At 69.6% G+C, this 17,292-nt stretch carries 14 protein-coding genes; 1 reads left to right on the forward strand and 13 read right to left on the reverse strand.

Translation table 11 applies throughout. The features are described 5' to 3' along the window. Positions 1 to 98 precede the first annotated feature (98 nt). Positions 99 to 1,130, reverse strand: a complete 1,032-nt coding sequence (locus IF11_RS0130195) for a lytic polysaccharide monooxygenase (protein ID WP_030354948.1) — start codon at positions 1,128 to 1,130, stop codon at positions 99 to 101. A 431-nt stretch (positions 1,131 to 1,561) separates the two neighbouring features. On the opposite strand from IF11_RS0130195, the gene IF11_RS0130200 reads away from it, so the two are divergent. After that, positions 1,562 to 2,389: a putative protein N(5)-glutamine methyltransferase gene (locus IF11_RS0130200; protein WP_030354949.1), complete on the forward strand. Its 828-nt coding sequence runs from the start codon at positions 1,562 to 1,564 to the stop codon at positions 2,387 to 2,389. Between the two features lie 6 nt (positions 2,390 to 2,395). On the opposite strand, the gene IF11_RS0130205 is transcribed toward IF11_RS0130200, so the two are convergent. The 12 genes from IF11_RS0130205 to IF11_RS0130260 form a co-directional block, all read right to left on the reverse strand. After that, positions 2,396 to 3,694 carry a pectate lyase family protein gene (locus IF11_RS0130205; protein WP_030354950.1) on the reverse strand — a complete coding sequence of 433 codons (1,299 nt, stop codon included), beginning with the start codon at positions 3,692 to 3,694 and terminating at the stop codon, positions 2,396 to 2,398. Positions 3,695 to 3,712: 18 nt separating this feature from the next. Beyond that, positions 3,713 to 4,525 (reverse strand): rhamnogalacturonan acetylesterase, encoded by an 813-nt coding sequence (locus IF11_RS0130210; protein ID WP_030354951.1) that lies wholly within the window; start codon positions 4,523 to 4,525, stop codon positions 3,713 to 3,715. A gap of 132 nt (positions 4,526 to 4,657) precedes the next feature. After that, entirely contained in the window at positions 4,658 to 5,995 is a 1,338-nt protein-coding gene (locus IF11_RS0130215) for an ABC transporter substrate-binding protein (protein WP_030354952.1), read from the reverse strand. A gap of 37 nt (positions 5,996 to 6,032) precedes the next feature. Beyond that, entirely contained in the window at positions 6,033 to 8,018 is a 1,986-nt protein-coding gene (locus tag IF11_RS0130220; protein WP_078491000.1) for a pectinesterase family protein, read from the reverse strand. A 45-nt stretch (positions 8,019 to 8,063) separates the two neighbouring features. Further along, positions 8,064 to 9,668, reverse strand: a complete 1,605-nt coding sequence (locus IF11_RS0130225; protein WP_030354954.1) for a glycoside hydrolase family 43 protein — start codon at positions 9,666 to 9,668, stop codon at positions 8,064 to 8,066. Positions 9,669 to 9,676: 8 nt separating this feature from the next. After that, entirely contained in the window at positions 9,677 to 10,549 is an 873-nt protein-coding gene (locus IF11_RS0130230) for a DUF6807 domain-containing protein (protein ID WP_030354955.1), read from the reverse strand. Further along, on the reverse strand, positions 10,546 to 11,709 hold the full coding sequence (locus IF11_RS0130235) for a Gfo/Idh/MocA family protein (protein WP_030354956.1): 1,164 nt from the start codon (positions 11,707 to 11,709) through the stop codon (positions 10,546 to 10,548). Before IF11_RS0130235 ends, IF11_RS0130230 begins: the two co-directional genes overlap by 4 nt. Further along, the gene (locus IF11_RS0130240) at positions 11,706 to 12,608 is read right to left on the reverse strand and encodes a carbohydrate ABC transporter permease (protein ID WP_407706579.1); all 903 of its coding nucleotides are present in this window, start codon (positions 12,606 to 12,608) and stop codon (positions 11,706 to 11,708) included. The genes IF11_RS0130235 and IF11_RS0130240 overlap by 4 nt, the downstream gene beginning before the upstream one ends. Before the next feature lie 8 nt (positions 12,609 to 12,616). Then, on the reverse strand, positions 12,617 to 13,573 hold the full coding sequence (locus tag IF11_RS0130245; RefSeq protein WP_106979291.1) for a carbohydrate ABC transporter permease: 957 nt from the start codon (positions 13,571 to 13,573) through the stop codon (positions 12,617 to 12,619). A gap of 126 nt (positions 13,574 to 13,699) precedes the next feature. Further along, complete coding sequence (araD, locus tag IF11_RS0130250) at positions 13,700 to 15,538, reverse strand: L-arabinonate dehydratase (protein WP_078491002.1); 1,839 nt, start codon at positions 15,536 to 15,538, stop codon at positions 13,700 to 13,702. Beyond that, positions 15,535 to 16,449: a dihydrodipicolinate synthase family protein gene (locus IF11_RS0130255; RefSeq protein WP_030354960.1), complete on the reverse strand. Its 915-nt coding sequence runs from the start codon at positions 16,447 to 16,449 to the stop codon at positions 15,535 to 15,537. The genes araD and IF11_RS0130255 overlap by 4 nt, the downstream gene beginning before the upstream one ends. Then, entirely contained in the window at positions 16,446 to 17,090 is a 645-nt protein-coding gene (locus IF11_RS0130260; protein ID WP_030354961.1) for a GntR family transcriptional regulator, read from the reverse strand. Before IF11_RS0130260 ends, IF11_RS0130255 begins: the two co-directional genes overlap by 4 nt. Positions 17,091 to 17,292 lie beyond the last annotated feature (202 nt).

The raw sequence follows: 17,292 nt of genomic DNA on the forward strand, positions 1-17,292 counted from the left end.
ACCCCTCGGGGACACACGACTGCCTTCCGCCGCCGGGGAGTTCGCCGGTGGCGGAAGGCAGTGTGCGGAAGGCGGTGTGCGGTGCCGTACGGCGGAGGTCAGCGGCTATGACGCCCGGTCGATACGGCCTTGCGGCGAGCGGTTCCGAAGGTCACCGCGGCGCCGATGGCGAGCGCCGCCGTGCCACCGATCGCGAGGTAGGACGTGTTGCTGTCGCCGCCGGTCTCGGCGAGGGTGTCCTGACCGTCGGCGCCCTTCGCTTCGGGGGAGTTGGCGTCGGAGTAGGCGTCGGCGGTGGCATTGGTGTCCGGCTGCTGCTCCGAGGTCTCCGAGGTCTCCGGGGTGGCCGGGGTGTCCTTCGCCGAGACCTTCGTCGCGTCGGTACCGAGGTCGCCGTGGCCGTTGTGCTCGACGGTGGACTTCTCCGTACCGTCCGCGATCTTCTCGTCGGTGGGCGCGGAGGCGGCCGGCGCGGCGCCGCCCGCGCCGCCGTTGTCCTGCCCGAAGACCACGTCGGAGCAGGTATAGAAGGCCTCGGGGCTGTCCGAGCGCTGCCAGATGGAGTAGATCAGATGACGGCCCGACTTGTTCGGGACGACGCCGTCGAAGACATAGGCGCCGCTCTCCAGCTTCGGGTCGGTGACCTTGAGGAAGGGCTTCTCCTCCAGGTCCGACCACTTCAGCGGCTTGGCCGGGTCATAGCTGTCCTTGGTGACATACAGCTCGAAGGAGCCGCGGTGCGGCGCGGTCGCCTTGTAGCGGAAGGTGCGGTTGCCCGGTGCCAGCTCGGACGACGGCCAGTCGCCGCGCGCCAGATCGAGTCCCTTGTACTTGTCCCTGCCCGCGCTGCACAGCTTGCCGTCCGGGATCAACTGCCGGTGGTTCCCCGCGGCGTTGGCGATATTGACCTCGTTCCAGTCGTAGAGCGCCTGCGTTCCGCCGGCCGCGACCGCCGCCTTGCACGCCGCCGACCGCGGACTCTCCGGCCCCTCGGCGAAACACGCGGCGACCCGGCTGACCGGATCGGTCATCGAGCCATGGGCGACGGCCGGCGCGGCGGCGAGCCCGGCCAGCGCGAGCGGAGCGAGGCCGAGGACGACGATCCCGGTGGCCGTACGTCGAACGGTCATGAACTGGTTCTCCTTCGGGGCGGCGGCAGCGGGGAGGGGGACAGCCGGAGCGGCAGGTGACCTCCCCGTCGCCGTACCGCCCCAGCGATCAGCAAACTAGCCGCCCGGAACCGCGGAATCGGCTGTTGGGAGGGGGTGACGGCGATCCTTATGCTCCGCTTAAGGGGGCGCTAAGAGACCGCTCAGAAAGCCCCTGGGGAAGCCCCCGGGCAGCCCCTGGGGGACGGGCCGTCACACGTGCGCCCGCGCCCCGGGGTCCGGCTCGGGTAGGGTGACCAGCGCAGTGCGAGCTGTGGACGTATCTACCGAGGGAGGCGAGACCCATTACCGCTGTATCAGGTCGGGTGCTCCCTTCTCACGGCCGCGCGGTCCCGCAGGCATAGCTGACCGCCAGGGAGTGCCCATCGGCATCCCGAAAGGCTTCCCTTCTCATGTCAGCTCCTTTGCCGACTCCCTCTCCGTCTTCTTCCGCCGAGTCCGTCATCGTCACCAGGCTCCGGGCCGTCGGCTGTGTCTTCGCCGAGGACGAGGCGCGGCTGCTCATCTCCACGGCGGCGACGCCGGACGATCTCGCCGCCATGGTGGACCGGCGCGTCGGTGGTCTGCCCCTTGAACACGTCCTCGGCTGGGCGGAGTTCTGCGGGCTGCGGATCGCCGTGGACCCCGGGGTCTTCGTGCCCCGCCGCCGTACCGAGTTCCTCGTACGACAGGCAGCCGCCACTACGGCCACCGCCCTCGCCGGGCCCGGAGCCGTGGTGGTCGATCTGTGCTGCGGCTCGGGCGCGCTGGGCGCGGCGCTGGCCGGGATCCTGGACCGGGCCGAGCTGCACGCCGCCGATATCGACCCGGCCGCGGTGCGCTGCGCCCGGCGCAATGTCGCCGCCGTCGGTGGCCGGGTGTACGAGGGCGATCTGTACCGTCCGCTGCCCGCCACGCTGCGGGGCCGCGTGGACGTGCTGCTCGCCAACGTGCCGTACGTACCCACCGAGGAGGTCGGACTGCTGCCCCCGGAGGCCCGTATCCACGAGGCGCGGGTGGCGCTCGACGGCGGTGCGGACGGGCTCGACGTGCTGCGGCGGGTGACCGCGGAGGCGCCGCGCTGGCTGGCCCCGGGCGGCAGCCTGCTGGTCGAGACGAGCGAGCGCCAGGCGGCGCGCGCCGTCGAGACCGTCGCCGGGAGCGGGCTGATCCCACGTGTGGCGCGCTCCGATGAGCTGTATGCCACCGTCGTCGTGGGAACCATGCCCGCCCCCCAGTGAGTTCGGTCAGCGGAGCTTTCCGGCGCCCGCCGCGCCGTCGACCAGGTGCGGGACCGCGCGCGGGTCGTCGACCTTGGTGCGGAGCGTCGGCGTCCAGCCCGCGTCCGGGCGCAGTGTCTCCTCGGGGACCTCCGCGTTGTGGACGGCGAGCAGATCGACGTACTTCCCGTTGACGTAGTTGTTCGCGGTGGTGACCGGTGAGTCCTTCCACTTCTTCAGGATCCGCCCGGCGCTCACGCCCGTCGGCATCGTGAACGCGTTCTTCTCCGCGACCAGTTGGGATTCGATGCCGATGCCGAAGGAGTACCCGTAGCCCGACTGCTGGACGACGTAGTGGTTGTTGTACGTGTCGACCTGGCCGAAGCGCACCCTGGGCGCCCGCTCGACGAGGTTCTTGAACTGGTTGTGGTGCAGGGTGACGCGCAGCTTGCCGCGGTCGGTGGCGGCCGCGCTGTCGCTGTTGCCGATCAGCATGGTCTTGTCGTGGTCGGCGAGGACGTTCCAGGAGACGGTGACCAGATCGGAGCCCCGGACGATATCCAGCTCCCCGTCGTGCTGCTGGTACAACCGGCCGTAGTAGTAAGGCTGTTCACTGTCAGGACGGCGGCCGTCGGTGAAGGTGTTGTGATCCACCCACACGTGCGTGGCGCCGTACAGCACCAGGTTGTCGTACTCGGAGTTCCAGTTGCCCAGCTCGGTGTCCGTCGGGTCCCACTGCGGGAAGCAGTCGAAGGCGTCCTCGAAGGTGAGGTTGCGGATGATGACGTTGTCGACATCCTTCACCTGGAGGCTGCCGCCGAGGATTCGGGCGTCCCGGCCCACGCCGACGATGGTCGTGTTGGCCGGGACGTACGCCTTGATCTGCGCGTCCTGGTTCTTGGCGGAGGCGGCGCGCAGGTCCTCCTGTTCGCCGCTGACCGGGGTATCGCGGCCCCAGACCGCCGGATCGTACGCGGCCAGGTATGCGGCGAAGGAGTAGCCGTCCGCCGCGTAGTCGTCGCAGGTGAGGGGGGTTCCCTGGGAGTCGCTGAGCGCGTCCAGGGTGCCCTTGACCCGGATGACCGACGGGTTGCCGGCGGCATCGGCCAGCGCCTTCCTGAACTCGGCCCAGGTGGTGACGGTGTAGATGTGCGCGGGGTCGGCGGCACTGCCTCCGGTGGTGCCGCCGTCGGCGGCTGCCCAGCCGTCGTTCGGGGCGAGGACGGCCCGTTCGGTGGTGGGTGGCTTCGCTTGCGCGGGTGTCGCCAGGGCGGTCAGGGCCAGTGCCGCGATAGTGATGAGTGCATGACATCTCGCTGTGCGCATGATGCTCCTCAGTGCTCCTCAGTCCTGTTGCCAGATGAGCCAGGATTCGGGGATCTCTTCGTCGAGACGGCGCAGCTCGCCGGGCGCGAGCACCCGCTCGTCCCGCAGCGCGCGAGCCACCAGACGGGCCACCGCGATGGCGCCCGGCGGCCGGAAGTGTGTGTTGTCCGATACGCCGTCGGGGTAGTTGGGCGATTCGCCGGGCTGGAGCCAGTTGAAGTACGCCAGCGTCCCTTCCGCGCCCAGCCGTTGCCACAGCGCCAAGGACGCGGTCTGGATGTCGAGCAGCGGCACCCGCTCCTTGGCGGCCAGCGCGCGCATCGCCGCCGGGTAATCGCCGTGCGTCGGAAGGGCGTTGCCCGCCGCGTCGAACCTCCGGCGCTCCACGGAGGTCAGCAGAACCGACCGCGCACCACGCTGCCCCGCACCCCTCACGTACTGCCGCAGATACTCCTGGTAGGTCGTCCAGGGCTCGGTGTGGCGCGTGGGGTCTGCGGTCTTCTCGTCGTTGTGTCCGAACTGGACCAGGAGCAGATCGCCCGGCCGGATGGCGTCGAGGATCGGGGCGAGCCGTCCCTCGTCGATGAAGCTCTTCGAACTGCGGCCGTTCACGGCGTGGTTGGCGACAACGAGACCCTTCCCGAGGAAGAACGGGAGCGCCATGCCCCAGCCCGCCTCGGGCGCCGCGCCGACGTACTTGTCCGCGGCCGTGGAGTCACCCGCGATGTACACCGTTCTGGTGTGCGGCGCTGCCGTCGCGGTACGGGCCGCGGCGACAGTCAGCGGCAGCGCGGAGAGGGCCGCCGTGGCCCGTCTTCGGGACATGGACATGCCGGTCGGCCTCACTTCCTGAGGGAGTCCTGATGGGTGGGGAGGAAGAGGGAATGGGGTGGGGAGGAAGAGGGAGGGGAGAGGGCCGGCGGCGTCCGTGCTCCCGGGAGCGCCACCGCCGGCCTCGTCCCGTCAGCTCTTGTTCTGCTCGTTCCACTCCGCCTGGGCGTCGTTGAGCTCCTTGGCCACCTTGTCCGCGAACTCCTTGGCGGTCATGTCACCGAGCAGCACCTTCTGGAAGTTCGGCTCGTTTCCGGACTTGCTGATGGTGTTCCAGTCGGGCAGGTAGTAGGGCAGATTGACGATCTTCGTCGAGCCGTCGCTGAGCGCCTTCATCGCGGTCGCGGTCGGCTCCGCCTCCTGGATCCAGGCGTCGTTGGCGGCGTCGGTGTTCGCCGGAATGGACCCCGCCGACTCGTTCCACGCGCTGTTCGACTTGTGGGAGGCGGCGAATTCGATGAGCTTCCAGGCCGCCGCCTTGTTCGTGCTGTTCTTGAACAGGCCCAGGCCGTCTACCGGGTTGGAGACCTGGACGCGCGAGCCGTCCGCCTGGGCCGGGTAGGGGAGGCCCTTGAACTTGGCCTTGCCCAGCGCCTTCACATGGTCCTGGTACGAGGCGAGGTTGTGGGTCAGCATGCCGATGGTGCCGTTGTCCCACTGGGCGACCATCTTGATGAAGTCATTGTTGACGTCGGCGGACGGCGTCACCTTCTTGTACAGGGCGACATACTTCTCCAGCGCCGCCACGTTCTTCGGATCGTTGACGGTCGTCTTGTCGCCGTTCCAGAACGATGTGATGCCGGACTGCCCGTACATCGCGTCCATCGCTGGGGCGATGGAACCCGCGCCCCCTCGGATGGTGTAACCGAACTGGTTCTTCCCGCTCTTGGTGAGTTTCTCCGCCGCCGCGTAGAACTGCTCCCAGGTGGTGGGCGGCTCAAGGCCGGCCCCCGAGAACAGATCGGTGCGGTACCACAGCGTGCCGTTGTTGGTGGAGGTCGGCACCGAGTACATGGTGTCCCCCCGGCCGCCCGCCGCCTTGACGCTGTCCACCAGCGCCGGCACGAGCTTGCCCTTGAGCGGGCCCGCGTCGATACGGTCGTCGACCGGCTCCAGGACGTCCCGTACCACCAGGTTGGAGAGATAGGCCGTACCGACGCCGCCGACGTCCGGCAGCCCGCCGCCCTCGATCGCGGTGTCGTACTTCGCCTGGACCTGGTCGATGGGGAGACCGACGTACTTGACCTTGATGTCCGGGTTTTCCTTCTCGAAGTCCTTGATGATCCGCGCCCAGATCTCCCGGCGCTCACCCGTGTTGTTGTCCCAGAGGGTGATCTCGCCCTTGCCGGAACCCTCGTTGCCGCTTCCGCCGCTTCCGTCGTCACCGCACGCGGTCGCCGTCAGGGCGAGTACCGCCGTCAGGGAGACGGCCGCGACCGCCCGCCCTCTGTATGCCTTGGAGATTCTCATGGTCGGCTCTTCTCTCTCGGTTGGTTCTCTGCTGAATTCATCGGTGCGGTGCCCAGCCATCCGTGCCCGTCAGATAGTTCGACACCTGGTGAACGGCGGCGTCCGCGTCCGGCAGCTGCGGACGGTCGGGCGTCACGGCCGCCCCGGGGCCGTACGTCCGGTACTCGGCGAAGCGCGCCTCACGCCACGGGAAGCCGCTCATGTCGGTCCATGGCGAGGACTTGATGGCCGCGGGCAGCTCGGTGTCCCGGAACAGCACCTGTCCGATCGCGTCCGGTTCGCCGCCCGGGTGCCAGGGCCTGCCGAGGTGGAAGGACTGCGCGGGCGCGTCGCTGGTGACCCGGCTGTTGGTGATCAGGAAGCCGTACGGATTGCCCTTCCAGGTCGAAGCCGCGGTGATGTAGCCGTTGTTGGTGGCGGAGCCGCGGCTGAGCGCCTTGATGACGGAGCGGTCGATGACGGTGGTGGCCCGCCCGTAGATGAAGTCGACGTCACCCTCGATGTACGAGTCCCGGATATAGACCCTGCTGATGCGGGTCAGCTGGGGACTGTCGGTCATCAGTGTGTCCTGGTTGGCCTTGAAGGCGGTGTTCTCGAAGACGATCCGGTCGCCGGTCGTCTTCATCGCCAGCGCCTGCTCGCTGTTCAGCTCGTGCGCCGCCTCGTCGAAGTCGTTGACGAAGGTCAGATTGCGGGCGGTGACATCGTTCGCCGCGATCAGGACGGTGGCGCTGCCGCTCGAACCGCCGTACTCGTTCGGGGTGTCGTGGACGATGACCGACTTCGACCGGTCGCTTCCCGTGCCCTGGAAGAGCAGATGGGGCTTGTTCGCCGGCACCCGGACCTGTTCCCGGTACGTGCCGGGTGCGAGGGAGATGGTCACCTGGCCGGTGTTGCCCGCGGGTACGGCGTCCACGGCGGCCTGCACGGTGCGGTAGTCGGCCGGGACGTTCAGCACGGTGTCGGTGCCGATGTTCCGCTGCGGCCCCGAGAACTTCCTCACCAGCGCCGGGACGGCCGCCGCCGGGTCCGCCCGGTACGGGTAGAAGTCACGCGGTTCGAACGCCGTGCCCCAGGAGTCCCGGCGGCCCGCCGTGTTCTTCATGAGGGAGCCGCGCTGCACCAACTCGGCCGTCGCGTCGGCCTGGTAGGGGTGCTGGACGTCCTCGTAATAGCTGTTCTCGATCACCATCTTCGTACGGCCGCGCGCCCAGTTCCCATAGCTCCACACCGGATCGCCGTCGGCCACCTGGGCGGAGAGATAGTTGTTGTAGAGATGGGCGTAGGCGCAGTTGTCGGCGGACGGATTGCGCTGCTTCGTACCGTTGAACCAGTTGTGGTCGATGGTGATCTGGGTCTTGGCGTTCTCGGTCCAGCCGATGCCGAACGCCTTGTTGTGGGTGTCGAAGCGGTTGTAGGAAACGGTGATGTACTCGCTGTCCTTGCGGATGTCGAGCAGCCCGTCGCCCATGCGTGTGAGGCGGTTGTGGTCGATCCAGACATGGTGGACGGAGTCCATCTGGATGCCGTCGAAGTCCTGGGTCTTGCCGTCCCAGTCGCCCTCGACGTACGAGTCCCGGATCGTGAGGTTGCGGATGATCACGTTATGGGTGCCCGGCTTCAGATGGAGTTCGCCGTGGACGATCTCGCCGGTGGTCCCGACACCGACGATCGTCTTGTCGGACGCCACGACGATGTCCGAGCCGAAGGGCGCGACCTCGATCGCCGCCGCGACCCGGATGATGTAGGGCTCGGTGGCCCCCGCGTACCTCTCCAGGTCGGCCTGGTTCGTCACGGTGACGACCGCCCCGCCGCGCCCGCCGGTCGTGGAGCCCGCGAGGGAGGCGAAACCGTGCGGCTCGTCGGCGAACCGGTCGGCGGTGGGCCGGGGAGACTTCGGTGGTGGTGCGGCTGCGGCGGGCATCGCGACGAAGACCGCCAGCAGGGTGGCCAGGGCGGTCAGACAGGCGGTGACTCCGGCCAGAAAGCGCGTGCTGAGCAGATGCGGGTGCGGGTGCGTCATGCGGCTCTCCTCACAGGCGTGCGTCAGGCGGTGATCAGGTGGTGATCAGGCGGTGATTCGGAAGTCGTTGAAGGTGGCCGTCCCGGCCTGGCCCTCTCCTGTCGGTCCCTCTCCGGCCGGCGCGGTGGCGAACAGTCCCAGCAGCGCGCCGACCCAGTGCCAGGGCGTGGCGACGAAGACCGGTCCCGACGAGCGGAATGTCCCGTCGGATGTCCCGTCGGACCGTACGGCGGCGGAGAACCGGCAGCGTCCGCCCGGACTCACCTCGATACGTAACAGCGCGTGTCCGTCGGGCGCCGCGCGGGGACGCTCGGCGTCCCGTTCGCGCGTGGCGCCGGTCTCGGCGAAGCGGTGCACCAACTGGACGCCGCCGTCCGCGCCGCGTTCGAGACCGATCCACGAGAAGGCGTCACCGAGCATGGCGAGTCCGGCCCTGGCGCCCGGCTCCCCGCTCTCCAGGGTCAGCCCGACCGTGACCGTGAAGGACTCCGCGGGCAGCCGCTGCACCAGCACGTTCGGCAGCCTGCGCAGATCGTGCGCGACCTCCGTGCGGCGGCAGGCCAGCCGCAGCCCGTCGCCCGCGTGGGGCACCGTCCAGCCGGGAGCCGCGTCCGAACTCCCCTGATCCGACGGCGGATTGGCCGTCCACTGCCACTGGAGTCCGATCCGCCCGCCCGGGAAGACATCGTCGGTCGCGGGCGCCCGGACCGGCTGCGGGGGCGCGGTGGGCTTCCGGTGTACGCGTACGGGCTCGCCGTCCGCCCCGATGGCCGGCCAGCCGTCGTCGCCCCAGCGCAGGGGCTGAAGGTGCACCACCCGCCCGTACGCACCGCGCTCCTGGAAGTGCAGAAACCAGTCCTCGCCCGGTGCCGCCCCGGTCACCCAGGCACCCTGATGCGGCCCGTTGACCTCCGTACGACCCTGGGCGAGCACGACCTTTTCCTCGTACGGTCCGAAGAACTCCCGTGCCCGGAAAGCCCCTTGCCAGCCCGTCGACACACCGCCGGCCGGGGCCAGGATCCAGAACCAGCCGTCGCGCTGGTAGAGCTTGGGGCCCTCCAGGGTGAACCAGCCCGGCAGCCGGTCCCCGTCGACGACGATCTCGCCGTCGTCGAGCAGTGCGCGTCCGTCCGGGCTCATCCGGTGGCCGGTCAGCCGGTTCTTGATGCCCGAACGGGACTTGGCCCAGGCGTGTATCAGGTATGCCTCGCCGGTCCGCTCGTCCCACAGCGGGCAGGGGTCGATCAGTCCCTTGCCCGCCTTGAGGAGAAACGGTCTGCTCCAAGGGCCGCTGATCTCCGGGGCGTTGATCTGGTAGATCCCGTGGTCGGGATCGCCCCAGAAGATCCAGAAGCGGCCGTCGTGGTGCCGCAGCGACGGCGCCCACACCCCGCGGTCGTGCCGGGGCGAGGCGAAGTCGCCGGCCGGTTCGAGCCGGTCCAGGGCGTGCCCGAGCAGCGACCAGTTGACGAGGTCGCGGGAGTGCAGCAGGGGCAGCCCCGGCGCCCGGCCGAAGCTGGAGGCGGTGAGGTAGTAGTCGTCACCGACGCGGATGGCGTCGGGGTCGGACCAGTCGGCGTGCAGGACCGGGTTGCGGTAGGTGCCGTCCCCCAGATCGGCGGTCCACGGCAGGCTCGTACCCGTACGCATGTCAGCACTCACGCCGCCACCGCCTTACGGATGAGCACCGCCGCGGCGGCGCGGTCCAGCCGGCCGTCCGCGACGACCGTCACAACGCGGCGCGAGACGCTCCCGCCCTCGGGCAGCGGCAGCCGCCGCCGCCAGGCCAGCGCGGAGCCGACCCCCGGATACTCGGTGGTACGGACGAACCACGGGTCGTCGCGGGTCTCCCGGTTCGCCCCGGCGAAGATCAGGGTCCAGTCCCGGCCCGCCAGCGCCAGCCAGGGCGCGGTGCTCCCGTGCACCGCGCGCTCGCCCGACGCGTCCTCGGTGAAGACGTCGGGCGCCGGGCCCGCCGTGTCCCCCTTGGGCGCACGCCAGAAGAATCCTCCGTACCCCGCCCCCGTACGGCCGTTGGTGGCCGGGCTGCCGATCGACAGCTCCCCGCCCGAGACATTGGTCAGCGACGAGGTGAAGTCGAGGACCCACGCGTCGCCGGAGAGGGCGAGCGCGCTGACCGTACGGCGCTCCTTGAGCAGTTGGCGGTCGCCGTGCGTCCAGCACAGCTCCTCGACACAGCCGTCGGGGTCCCGCAGCAGCCAGCCCGTGTGCCGCTGCGCGCCATGGTTGGCCAGCCATACGGGGCCCTGGTCGCGTACGTACGTCCGCCCGCCCCAGAAGTTGGCACCGGCGACGTCCGGCACCGCCATGGACACGCCCAGGTGGTGCGGGTGGTCGGCGGGGCCGAGCTCCGTGACCGTGACACCGCCGAGGGTCCGTACGGGATGCAGATACGGTCGCGGCGACAGCGTCCCCGGCAGCCGCGGCCGGTGTACGTAGTCGGCCACGGGACCGACGTCACAGCGCAGTACCGTCACCTCTTCGGCCCGGGAGAGCCGCGCCCCGCTCATCGCGGAAGCACCCGCGCCGGGGGCACGGCCCAGGCCGCGCCCAGTTCGGAGAAGGTGGCGAGGGACTCCGCGCTCTCCTCGATCAGCGCGTCGATGCCCTTGACGATCCGGCGCGGCGCCTTCTCGCCCGGCGCGCCGTACCAGGCACCGGCGGGCAGCGGCTCGGGCTCCGGCCCGGTCCTGATGGCCTCGACGATCCGCATGAAGGCGCCTGTACGGCGGGGCGGTACGAGCAGACCGCTGCCGTCGGACAGATGCGCGACCAGGTTCTCCAGCAGGTCGGTACGCGCGTGGACGGTCTCGACCGGGCCCACGCCCGTACGCTCCACCAGCACCCGGTCCTGCTTGTACCAGAAGGTGATCCGGCCCCGCGTCCCGTGGACCAGGACGTACGGCTCCGCGTTCCGCTCCGCGCACAGCGTGACGGCGACGGTGATCCGGGTCCCCCTCGCTGTCCTCAGCCGCAGACAACTGGTGTCGTCGGCCTCGATGTCATGCGCCCGGTACTGCTCAAGCTCCGACTCCGCGATGTCCTCGGCCAGATCGCTGCCGTCGATGCGCAGGGCGGTCGCCACCGCGTGGGCGAGCGGGTTGGTGAGCACCCCGTCCGCGACGTCGAGCCCGTTCAGGGTGCGGTGTCCGGCCCAGGGGACCCGCCGGAAGTACGCCTCGTCGCGTACCCACGGCCCGGCGGCGCCGATCCCGCGCAGCTGTCCGATCGCGCCGTCCGCGATCAACTCCCGTATCGCGCCGATCGCGTGGGAGCCGAGCGACTGGAAGCCGACCTGGCAGGCCGTGCCCTTCTCCGCGAGACCGGCCAGCAGCCGTTCGTACTCCGCGTACGACGGTGTGGTCGGCTTCTCCAGCAGTGCGTGCACGCCGTGGGCCGCGGCCGTGAGGGCCAGATCCGTGTGGGTGTGGATGGGCGTGCAGATGACCGCGATCCGCGCGCCCGTGCGCTCCAGCAGCGCGCCGAAGTCGGCGGACTGCGCGGGCCCGGGAGCGCCGTAACCGGCGTGGGCCAGCTCTCGCGGGCTCAGCGGCTCCAGCTCGCAGATGCCCACGAGCCGTACCGCCCCGGCCTGTTCGAGACGGCGGATGTTGCGCAGATGCGTACGGCCGTGACCACGCGCGCCTGCCAGCACGACGGGGAGGCTCATCCCTTCACCGCCCCCGCGCTGAAGCCGGTGATCAGCCACTTCTGGATGAACGCGAAGACGATGACGACCGGCACCGCCGAGATCACACCGCCCGCGGCGAGCGCCCCGAAGTCCACACTGTCCGCCCCGATGAGGGTGGACAGGCCGACCGGGATCGTCTGCTTGTCCTGGTCCATCAGGAACATCAGGGCGAACAGGAAGTGGTTCCAGCTGTGGACGAAGGCGAAGGAGCCGACGGCGATCAGACCGGGCCGCAGCATGGGCAGGACGACGATACGGAACGCCTGGAACCGTGAGCAGCCGTCCACCCACGCCGCCTCCTCCAGGGAGTACGGCACATTCTTGATGAAGCCGCTGATCAGAATGATCGACAGCGGCAGCTGGAAGACCGTCTCCGCGATCACCACGCTCAGCGGGGAGTTGATCAGCGAGAGGTTCTTGAAGATCTGGAAGAGCGGGACCAGCATCAGCGCGCCCGGGATGAACTGCGAGCACAGCAGCGCCAGCATGAAGCCCTGCTTGATACGGAAGTCGAAGCGCGCCAGTGCGTAGCCGCCGGCCAGCGCCACCCCCGTCGTACAGATCAGGGTGAAGACCCCGATCAGCGCGCTGTTCTGGAAGAAGACCGAGAAACTGCGCTCGTTCCAGACCTTCTCGAAGTGGTCGAAGGTGACCGGCCACGGCACCAGCGAGGTGGAGCCGGCGGGCCGCAGCGAGAACAGCAGCATCCAGTAGAAGGGGACGAGCGTGAAGAGCAGATAGAGGCCGAGCGGCAGATAGATCTGCCACCGGGGGACCTCGTCGAAGGCCCGCTCGCGCCGCCCGCGCCGCTTCCGCCGCGGGGGCGGGGACTTCCGGCCGCCGTCCGCGGGCGCGGCGGGCAGGCCCTTCTCGGTGATGACAGCGGTCACTTGTGGTCGCCTCCGAACTTGCTCAGGCGGAGATAGAGGATCGAGCAGAAGAGGAGGATCGCGAAGGCGACGGTCGTCAGCGCGGTCGCGTAGCCGAAGTCGTGTGCCTCGAAGCCGGTGACGGCGACATACAGCGGCAGTGTGGTGGTGACGCCGGCCGGACCGCCCTCGGTCAGGGTCAGCAGCAGATCGACGTTGTTGAACTCCCACACGGCCCGGAGCAGTGTGGAGAGGATGATCGCGTCCCTGAGGTGGGGGAGTGTGATGTGGAAGAACTGCCGGAACCTGTTCGCCCCGTCGACCGAGGCCGCCTCGTACAGATCGCCGGGGATGGACTGGAGATCGGCGAGGATGAGGATCGCGAAGAACGGCACACCGCGCCAGAGTTCGGCCAGTACGGCGGCCCAGAAGACGGTGCCGGTGTCGGAGAGCACGGACGAGCCGTACTCACCGATGCCCGCGTCCGCCAGATAGCGGCCGACGCCCGTCGACGGGTTGTAGAGCAGCAGCCAGATGGTGGTCGTCAGCACGCCGGAGACGGCCCAGGGCGAGAAGACCAGGGCGCGGGCCGCCGCGCGGCCCACGAAGGTCTGGTTGACGAGCAGCGCCAGCACCAGCCCCAGGGCCAGTTGGAGGGTGACCTCCGTGACGACCCACTTGCCGCTGAAGACCAGGCTGTCCCAGAACAGCGGGTCGTCGGTGAAGATCCGCCGGAAGTTGTCGAAGCCGGCGAAACCGTTCCGCCAGGGCTTGGTGACGTTGTAGTTCTGCAGGCTGTAGTAGAAGACACTGAGCATCGGATAGGCGATGAAGCCGAGCATCAGCAGTCCGGCGGGGGCGATCAGCAGATACGGGAGACGGCGTGGTGTGGCTCCCGTACGGCGCCCCGGCTTCTTCCCGGGCGTTCGGGGCGGCGGAGCCCCTGGTGAATCCTGCGCCACAGCTGAGGCCATGACTGCTTCTCCGTTCCTTAGGTGAAGCGCTTCGCAGATGGTGTTCGATATGCCGAACCAGTGGATCCGGGCGAAGGGATCTGGATGGATGGGGGGCGGAGAGCGGGCGGTCCGGCGACCGCCTTCTCAGCCCACGTACGGGTCGGGCACCTCGCCGGGCCTCGCCAGGAAGGCGAAGTCGCAGCCGGTGTCGGCCTGGGTGATCTGTTCGTTGTAGAGGGCGCCGTATCCGCGCTGGTAGCGCTCGGGCGGAGGCGTCCACTCGCTGCGCCGCCGCGCCAACTCCTCGTCGGACAGGTGGAGATGGAGGCTGCGGGCCTCGACGTCGAGGGTGATGGTGTCGCCGGTGTGTACGAGCGCGAGCGGCCCGCCGACATACGACTCGGGCGCGATGTGCAGCACGCACGCGCCGTAACTCGTGCCGCTCATCCGGGCGTCGGAGATCCGGACCATGTCCCGCACCCCCTGCTTGAGCAGATAGTCCGGGATCGGCAGCATCCCGTACTCGGGCATGCCGGGTCCGCCCTTGGGGCCCGCGTTGCGCAGCACCAGCACATGCTCGGGCGTGATGCCGAGCTGCGGGTCGTTGATGGTCCGCTGCATCGTCCGGTAGTCGTCGAAGACCACGGCGGGACCGGTGTGCTTGAGCAGCCGCGGTTCGGCGGCGATGTGCTTGATGACCGCGCCGTCGGGACAGAGATTGCCGCGCAGCACCGCCACCCCGCCCTCCGGTGCGAGGGGGTTCTCGCGCGGCCGGATCACCTCCGGATTGTGTACGAGCGCGCCGTCGAGCTGCTCCCGCAGGGTGGGGTGCGCGACGGTCGGCCGGTCCAGGTGCAGTACGTCCGTCAACCGCCCCAGGAACGCGGGCAGTCCGCCGGCGAAGTGGAAGTCCTCCATCAGATACCGGCCACCGGGACGGAGGTTCGCCAGCACCGGCACCGTACGCGCGGTCCTGTCGAAGTCGTCGAGCGTGAGCCGGATCCCCGAGCGTCCCGCCATCGCGATCAGATGGATCACCGCGTTCGTCGAGCCGCCCAGCGCGAGGACGGTGGCCACCGCGTCCTCGTACGCCTCCCGGGTCAGGATCTTCGAGAGCCGCAGATCGTGGCGTACCAGCTCCACCACGCGCCGGCCGGAGGCGGCGGCCATCCGGTCGTGTCCGGAGTCCACGGCCGGGATCGAGGAGGCCCCGGGCATCGTGACGCCCAGCGCCTCGGCGGCGGCGGTGAGCGTGGAGGCGGTGCCCATCGTCATGCAGTGGCCGGGCGACCGGGCCAGACCGTTCTCCAGCTCGGCCATCTCGGCGTCGCCGATCAGCCCGGCCCGCTTGTCGTCCCAGTACTTCCACATGTCCGTGCCCGAGCCGAGCACTTCATTGCGCCAGTGCCCCGGCAGCATGGGCCCGGCGGGTACGAAGACGGCCGGCAGATCGACCGTCGCCGCGCCCATCAGCAGCGCCGGTGTCGTCTTGTCGCAGCCGCCCATCAGCACCGCGCCGTCGACCGGATAGGAGCGCAGCAGCTCCTCCGTCTCCATCGCCAGCAGATTGCGGTAGAGCATGGGCGTGGGCTTCTGGAACGTCTCGGAGAGCGTCGACACCGGGAACTCCAGCGGGAATCCGCCGGCTTGCCACACCCCGCGCTTCACCGCCTGCGCGCGCTCGCGCAGATGGACATGGCAGGGGTTGATGTCGGACCAGGTGTTGAGGATCGCGATGACCGGCTTGCCCAGATGCTCTTCGGGGAGATAGCCGAGCTGGCGGGTGCGGGCGCGGTGGCTGAAGGTGCGCAGACCCGTCGAGCCGTCGCCGCCGCCGTACCAGCGGTGACTGCGCAGGTCCTCGGGGCGTACGGTCGCGCCGTCGGGCTCCGCGGCCGCGTCGGGGGCGCCCGTGGTCCCGTCCGGGGGCCGTACCGTCTCGTCCGGGGGGCGCCCGGCCGGGCCTTCTCTCCGTACGGTCATATCGACCACCCCGCCACCATCGCGGCGACCTCGGCGCGCCGCTCCTCGGGCAGGGCGCGGCTCGGCGGGCGGATGTCGCGCCGGCACAGGCCGAGGGCGGCCAGCGCCTCCTTGACGACCGTCACATTGTCGGCGGACTGCCGCGCGGCCCGCAGCTCCTCGAACGGCCTGATCTGCTCCCACACCTTCATGGCGGCCGCGTAGTCCCCGGCCCGCAGCGCCTCCAGCATCCCCAGCGAGACGGCCGGGGCGACATTGACGAGACCCGAGGTGAAGCCGGTGGCGCCGCCCGCGAAGTACGAGGGGGCGTACAGCTCGGCGAGCCCCGCGACCCAGACGAACCGCTCCAGACCCGCGTCACGCGCGAAGGCCGCGAAGCGCGCCGCGTCCGGCACGGCGTACTTCGCCCCGATGACATTGGGGCACAGTTCCCCGAGCGTCGCGAGGCTCGCACCGCTCAGCTGCGGATTGCGGATGTACGGAACGACGCCCAGCTCCGGAACCGCCTCCGCGATGGTGCGGTGGTAGTCGATCCAGCCGGCCTGTGACACATAGGGGTGGACAGGCTGGTGGACCATCACCATCCCGGCCCCGGCCTCGCGGGCATGTGCCGCGGCGGCCACGGCCGTCGGCAGGTCGAGCCCGATACCGACCAGCACCGAGGCCCGGCCAGCCGCCTCCTCGATGGTCAGCTCGGTGACCACACGGCGCTCGTCGGGGCTGAGCGCGTAGTACTCACCGGTGTTGCCGTTCGGGGTGAGGGTGCGTACGCCGCCGTCGAGCAGCCGGCGCAGCAGGGCGCGATGGGCGGTGAGGTCGAGCGTGTCGTCGTCGCCGAACGGTGTGACGGGGATCGCCACGACATCGGCGAGCGCGTCCCGCGATGTATCGAGATCAGGGGTGGTCGTCATGCGTGGTCTCCCTCGGGGAACGCTCGCTGTACGAAAGAGGCGATATGGTCGTGCAGGGCCCGGGCGGCGCCCTCGGCGTCACCGGCGAGCGCGAGCCGCAGGATCTCCCGGTGCTCTCCGGCCTCCTGCTCCCAGGACGGGACGGCGGCCCAGGCGACGGTCGAGACGAGGGCCGCCTGGTCCCGTACCTCGTCGAGCATCCTCGCCAGCAGCGGATTGCCGCAGGGGAGATACAGCGCCCGGTGGAACTCCCGGTTGGCGAGGGAGCGTTCGGCCCGGTCCGCCGCTTCGTCGGCCTTGACCAGGGCCTCCCGGGCGGGCTCCAGCGAGGCGCGGCGGGTCAGGGAGCGCCGGAGCGCCTCCGGCTCCAGCAACAGCCGTACGTCGTAGACCTCGTGGGCCATGGCCGCGTCGACCGTACGGACGGTGACGCCCTTGAACTGGCTCATCACGACGAGGCCGGTGCCCGCCAGGGTCTTCAGCGCCTCCCGCACCGGAGTCTTCGACACCCCGAATCGCGCGGCCAGTTCGGTCTCGACCAGCGGCTGACCGGGGCTGAGACCGCCGGTGAGGATGCCGTGTTTGATCGCTTCCAGAACGTACTGGGTGCGGGAGGGGATCGGACTCGGGGCGAAGGCCATGGGCGCTCTCACATCTCGTGTCTCATATATGACGTACGAAGTACGACGCGATGAAGCTAGGGCCGGCCTCAATGTTTCGTCAATGCTTCGCGCAGAAGTTGTGTGAAGCGCTTCCATTGAAATCGCGTGAACCGTTGACGTTCCCTGCTCCGGTCCATAGCTTCTAGCAGCAAGCGCTTACCTAAAACGATTCAAACGGGCG

Source organism: Streptomyces scopuliridis RB72 (assembly GCF_000718095.1).
In the GTDB taxonomy this organism is placed as follows: Bacteria; Actinomycetota; Actinomycetes; order Streptomycetales; family Streptomycetaceae; genus Streptomyces; species Streptomyces scopuliridis.

Coding starts and splice junctions, on each gene's coding strand:
- IF11_RS0130195 (WP_030354948.1), bottom strand. CDS start 1,130: ATGACCGTTCGACGTACGGCCACCGGGATCGTCGTCCTCGGCCTCGCT.
- IF11_RS0130200 (WP_030354949.1), top strand. CDS start 1,562: ATGTCAGCTCCTTTGCCGACTCCCTCTCCGTCTTCTTCCGCCGAGTCC.
- IF11_RS0130205 (WP_030354950.1), bottom strand. CDS start 3,694: ATGCGCACAGCGAGATGTCATGCACTCATCACTATCGCGGCACTGGCC.
- IF11_RS0130210 (WP_030354951.1), bottom strand. CDS start 4,525: ATGTCCATGTCCCGAAGACGGGCCACGGCGGCCCTCTCCGCGCTGCCG.
- IF11_RS0130215 (WP_030354952.1), bottom strand. CDS start 5,995: ATGAGAATCTCCAAGGCATACAGAGGGCGGGCGGTCGCGGCCGTCTCC.
- IF11_RS0130220 (WP_078491000.1), bottom strand. CDS start 8,018: ATGACGCACCCGCACCCGCATCTGCTCAGCACGCGCTTTCTGGCCGGA.
- IF11_RS0130225 (WP_030354954.1), bottom strand. CDS start 9,668: ATGCGTACGGGTACGAGCCTGCCGTGGACCGCCGATCTGGGGGACGGC.
- IF11_RS0130230 (WP_030354955.1), bottom strand. CDS start 10,549: ATGAGCGGGGCGCGGCTCTCCCGGGCCGAAGAGGTGACGGTACTGCGC.
- IF11_RS0130235 (WP_030354956.1), bottom strand. CDS start 11,709: ATGAGCCTCCCCGTCGTGCTGGCAGGCGCGCGTGGTCACGGCCGTACG.
- IF11_RS0130245 (WP_106979291.1), bottom strand. CDS start 13,573: ATGGCCTCAGCTGTGGCGCAGGATTCACCAGGGGCTCCGCCGCCCCGA.
- araD (WP_078491002.1), bottom strand. CDS start 15,538: ATGACCGTACGGAGAGAAGGCCCGGCCGGGCGCCCCCCGGACGAGACG.
- IF11_RS0130255 (WP_030354960.1), bottom strand. CDS start 16,449: ATGACGACCACCCCTGATCTCGATACATCGCGGGACGCGCTCGCCGAT.
- IF11_RS0130260 (WP_030354961.1), bottom strand. CDS start 17,090: ATGGCCTTCGCCCCGAGTCCGATCCCCTCCCGCACCCAGTACGTTCTG.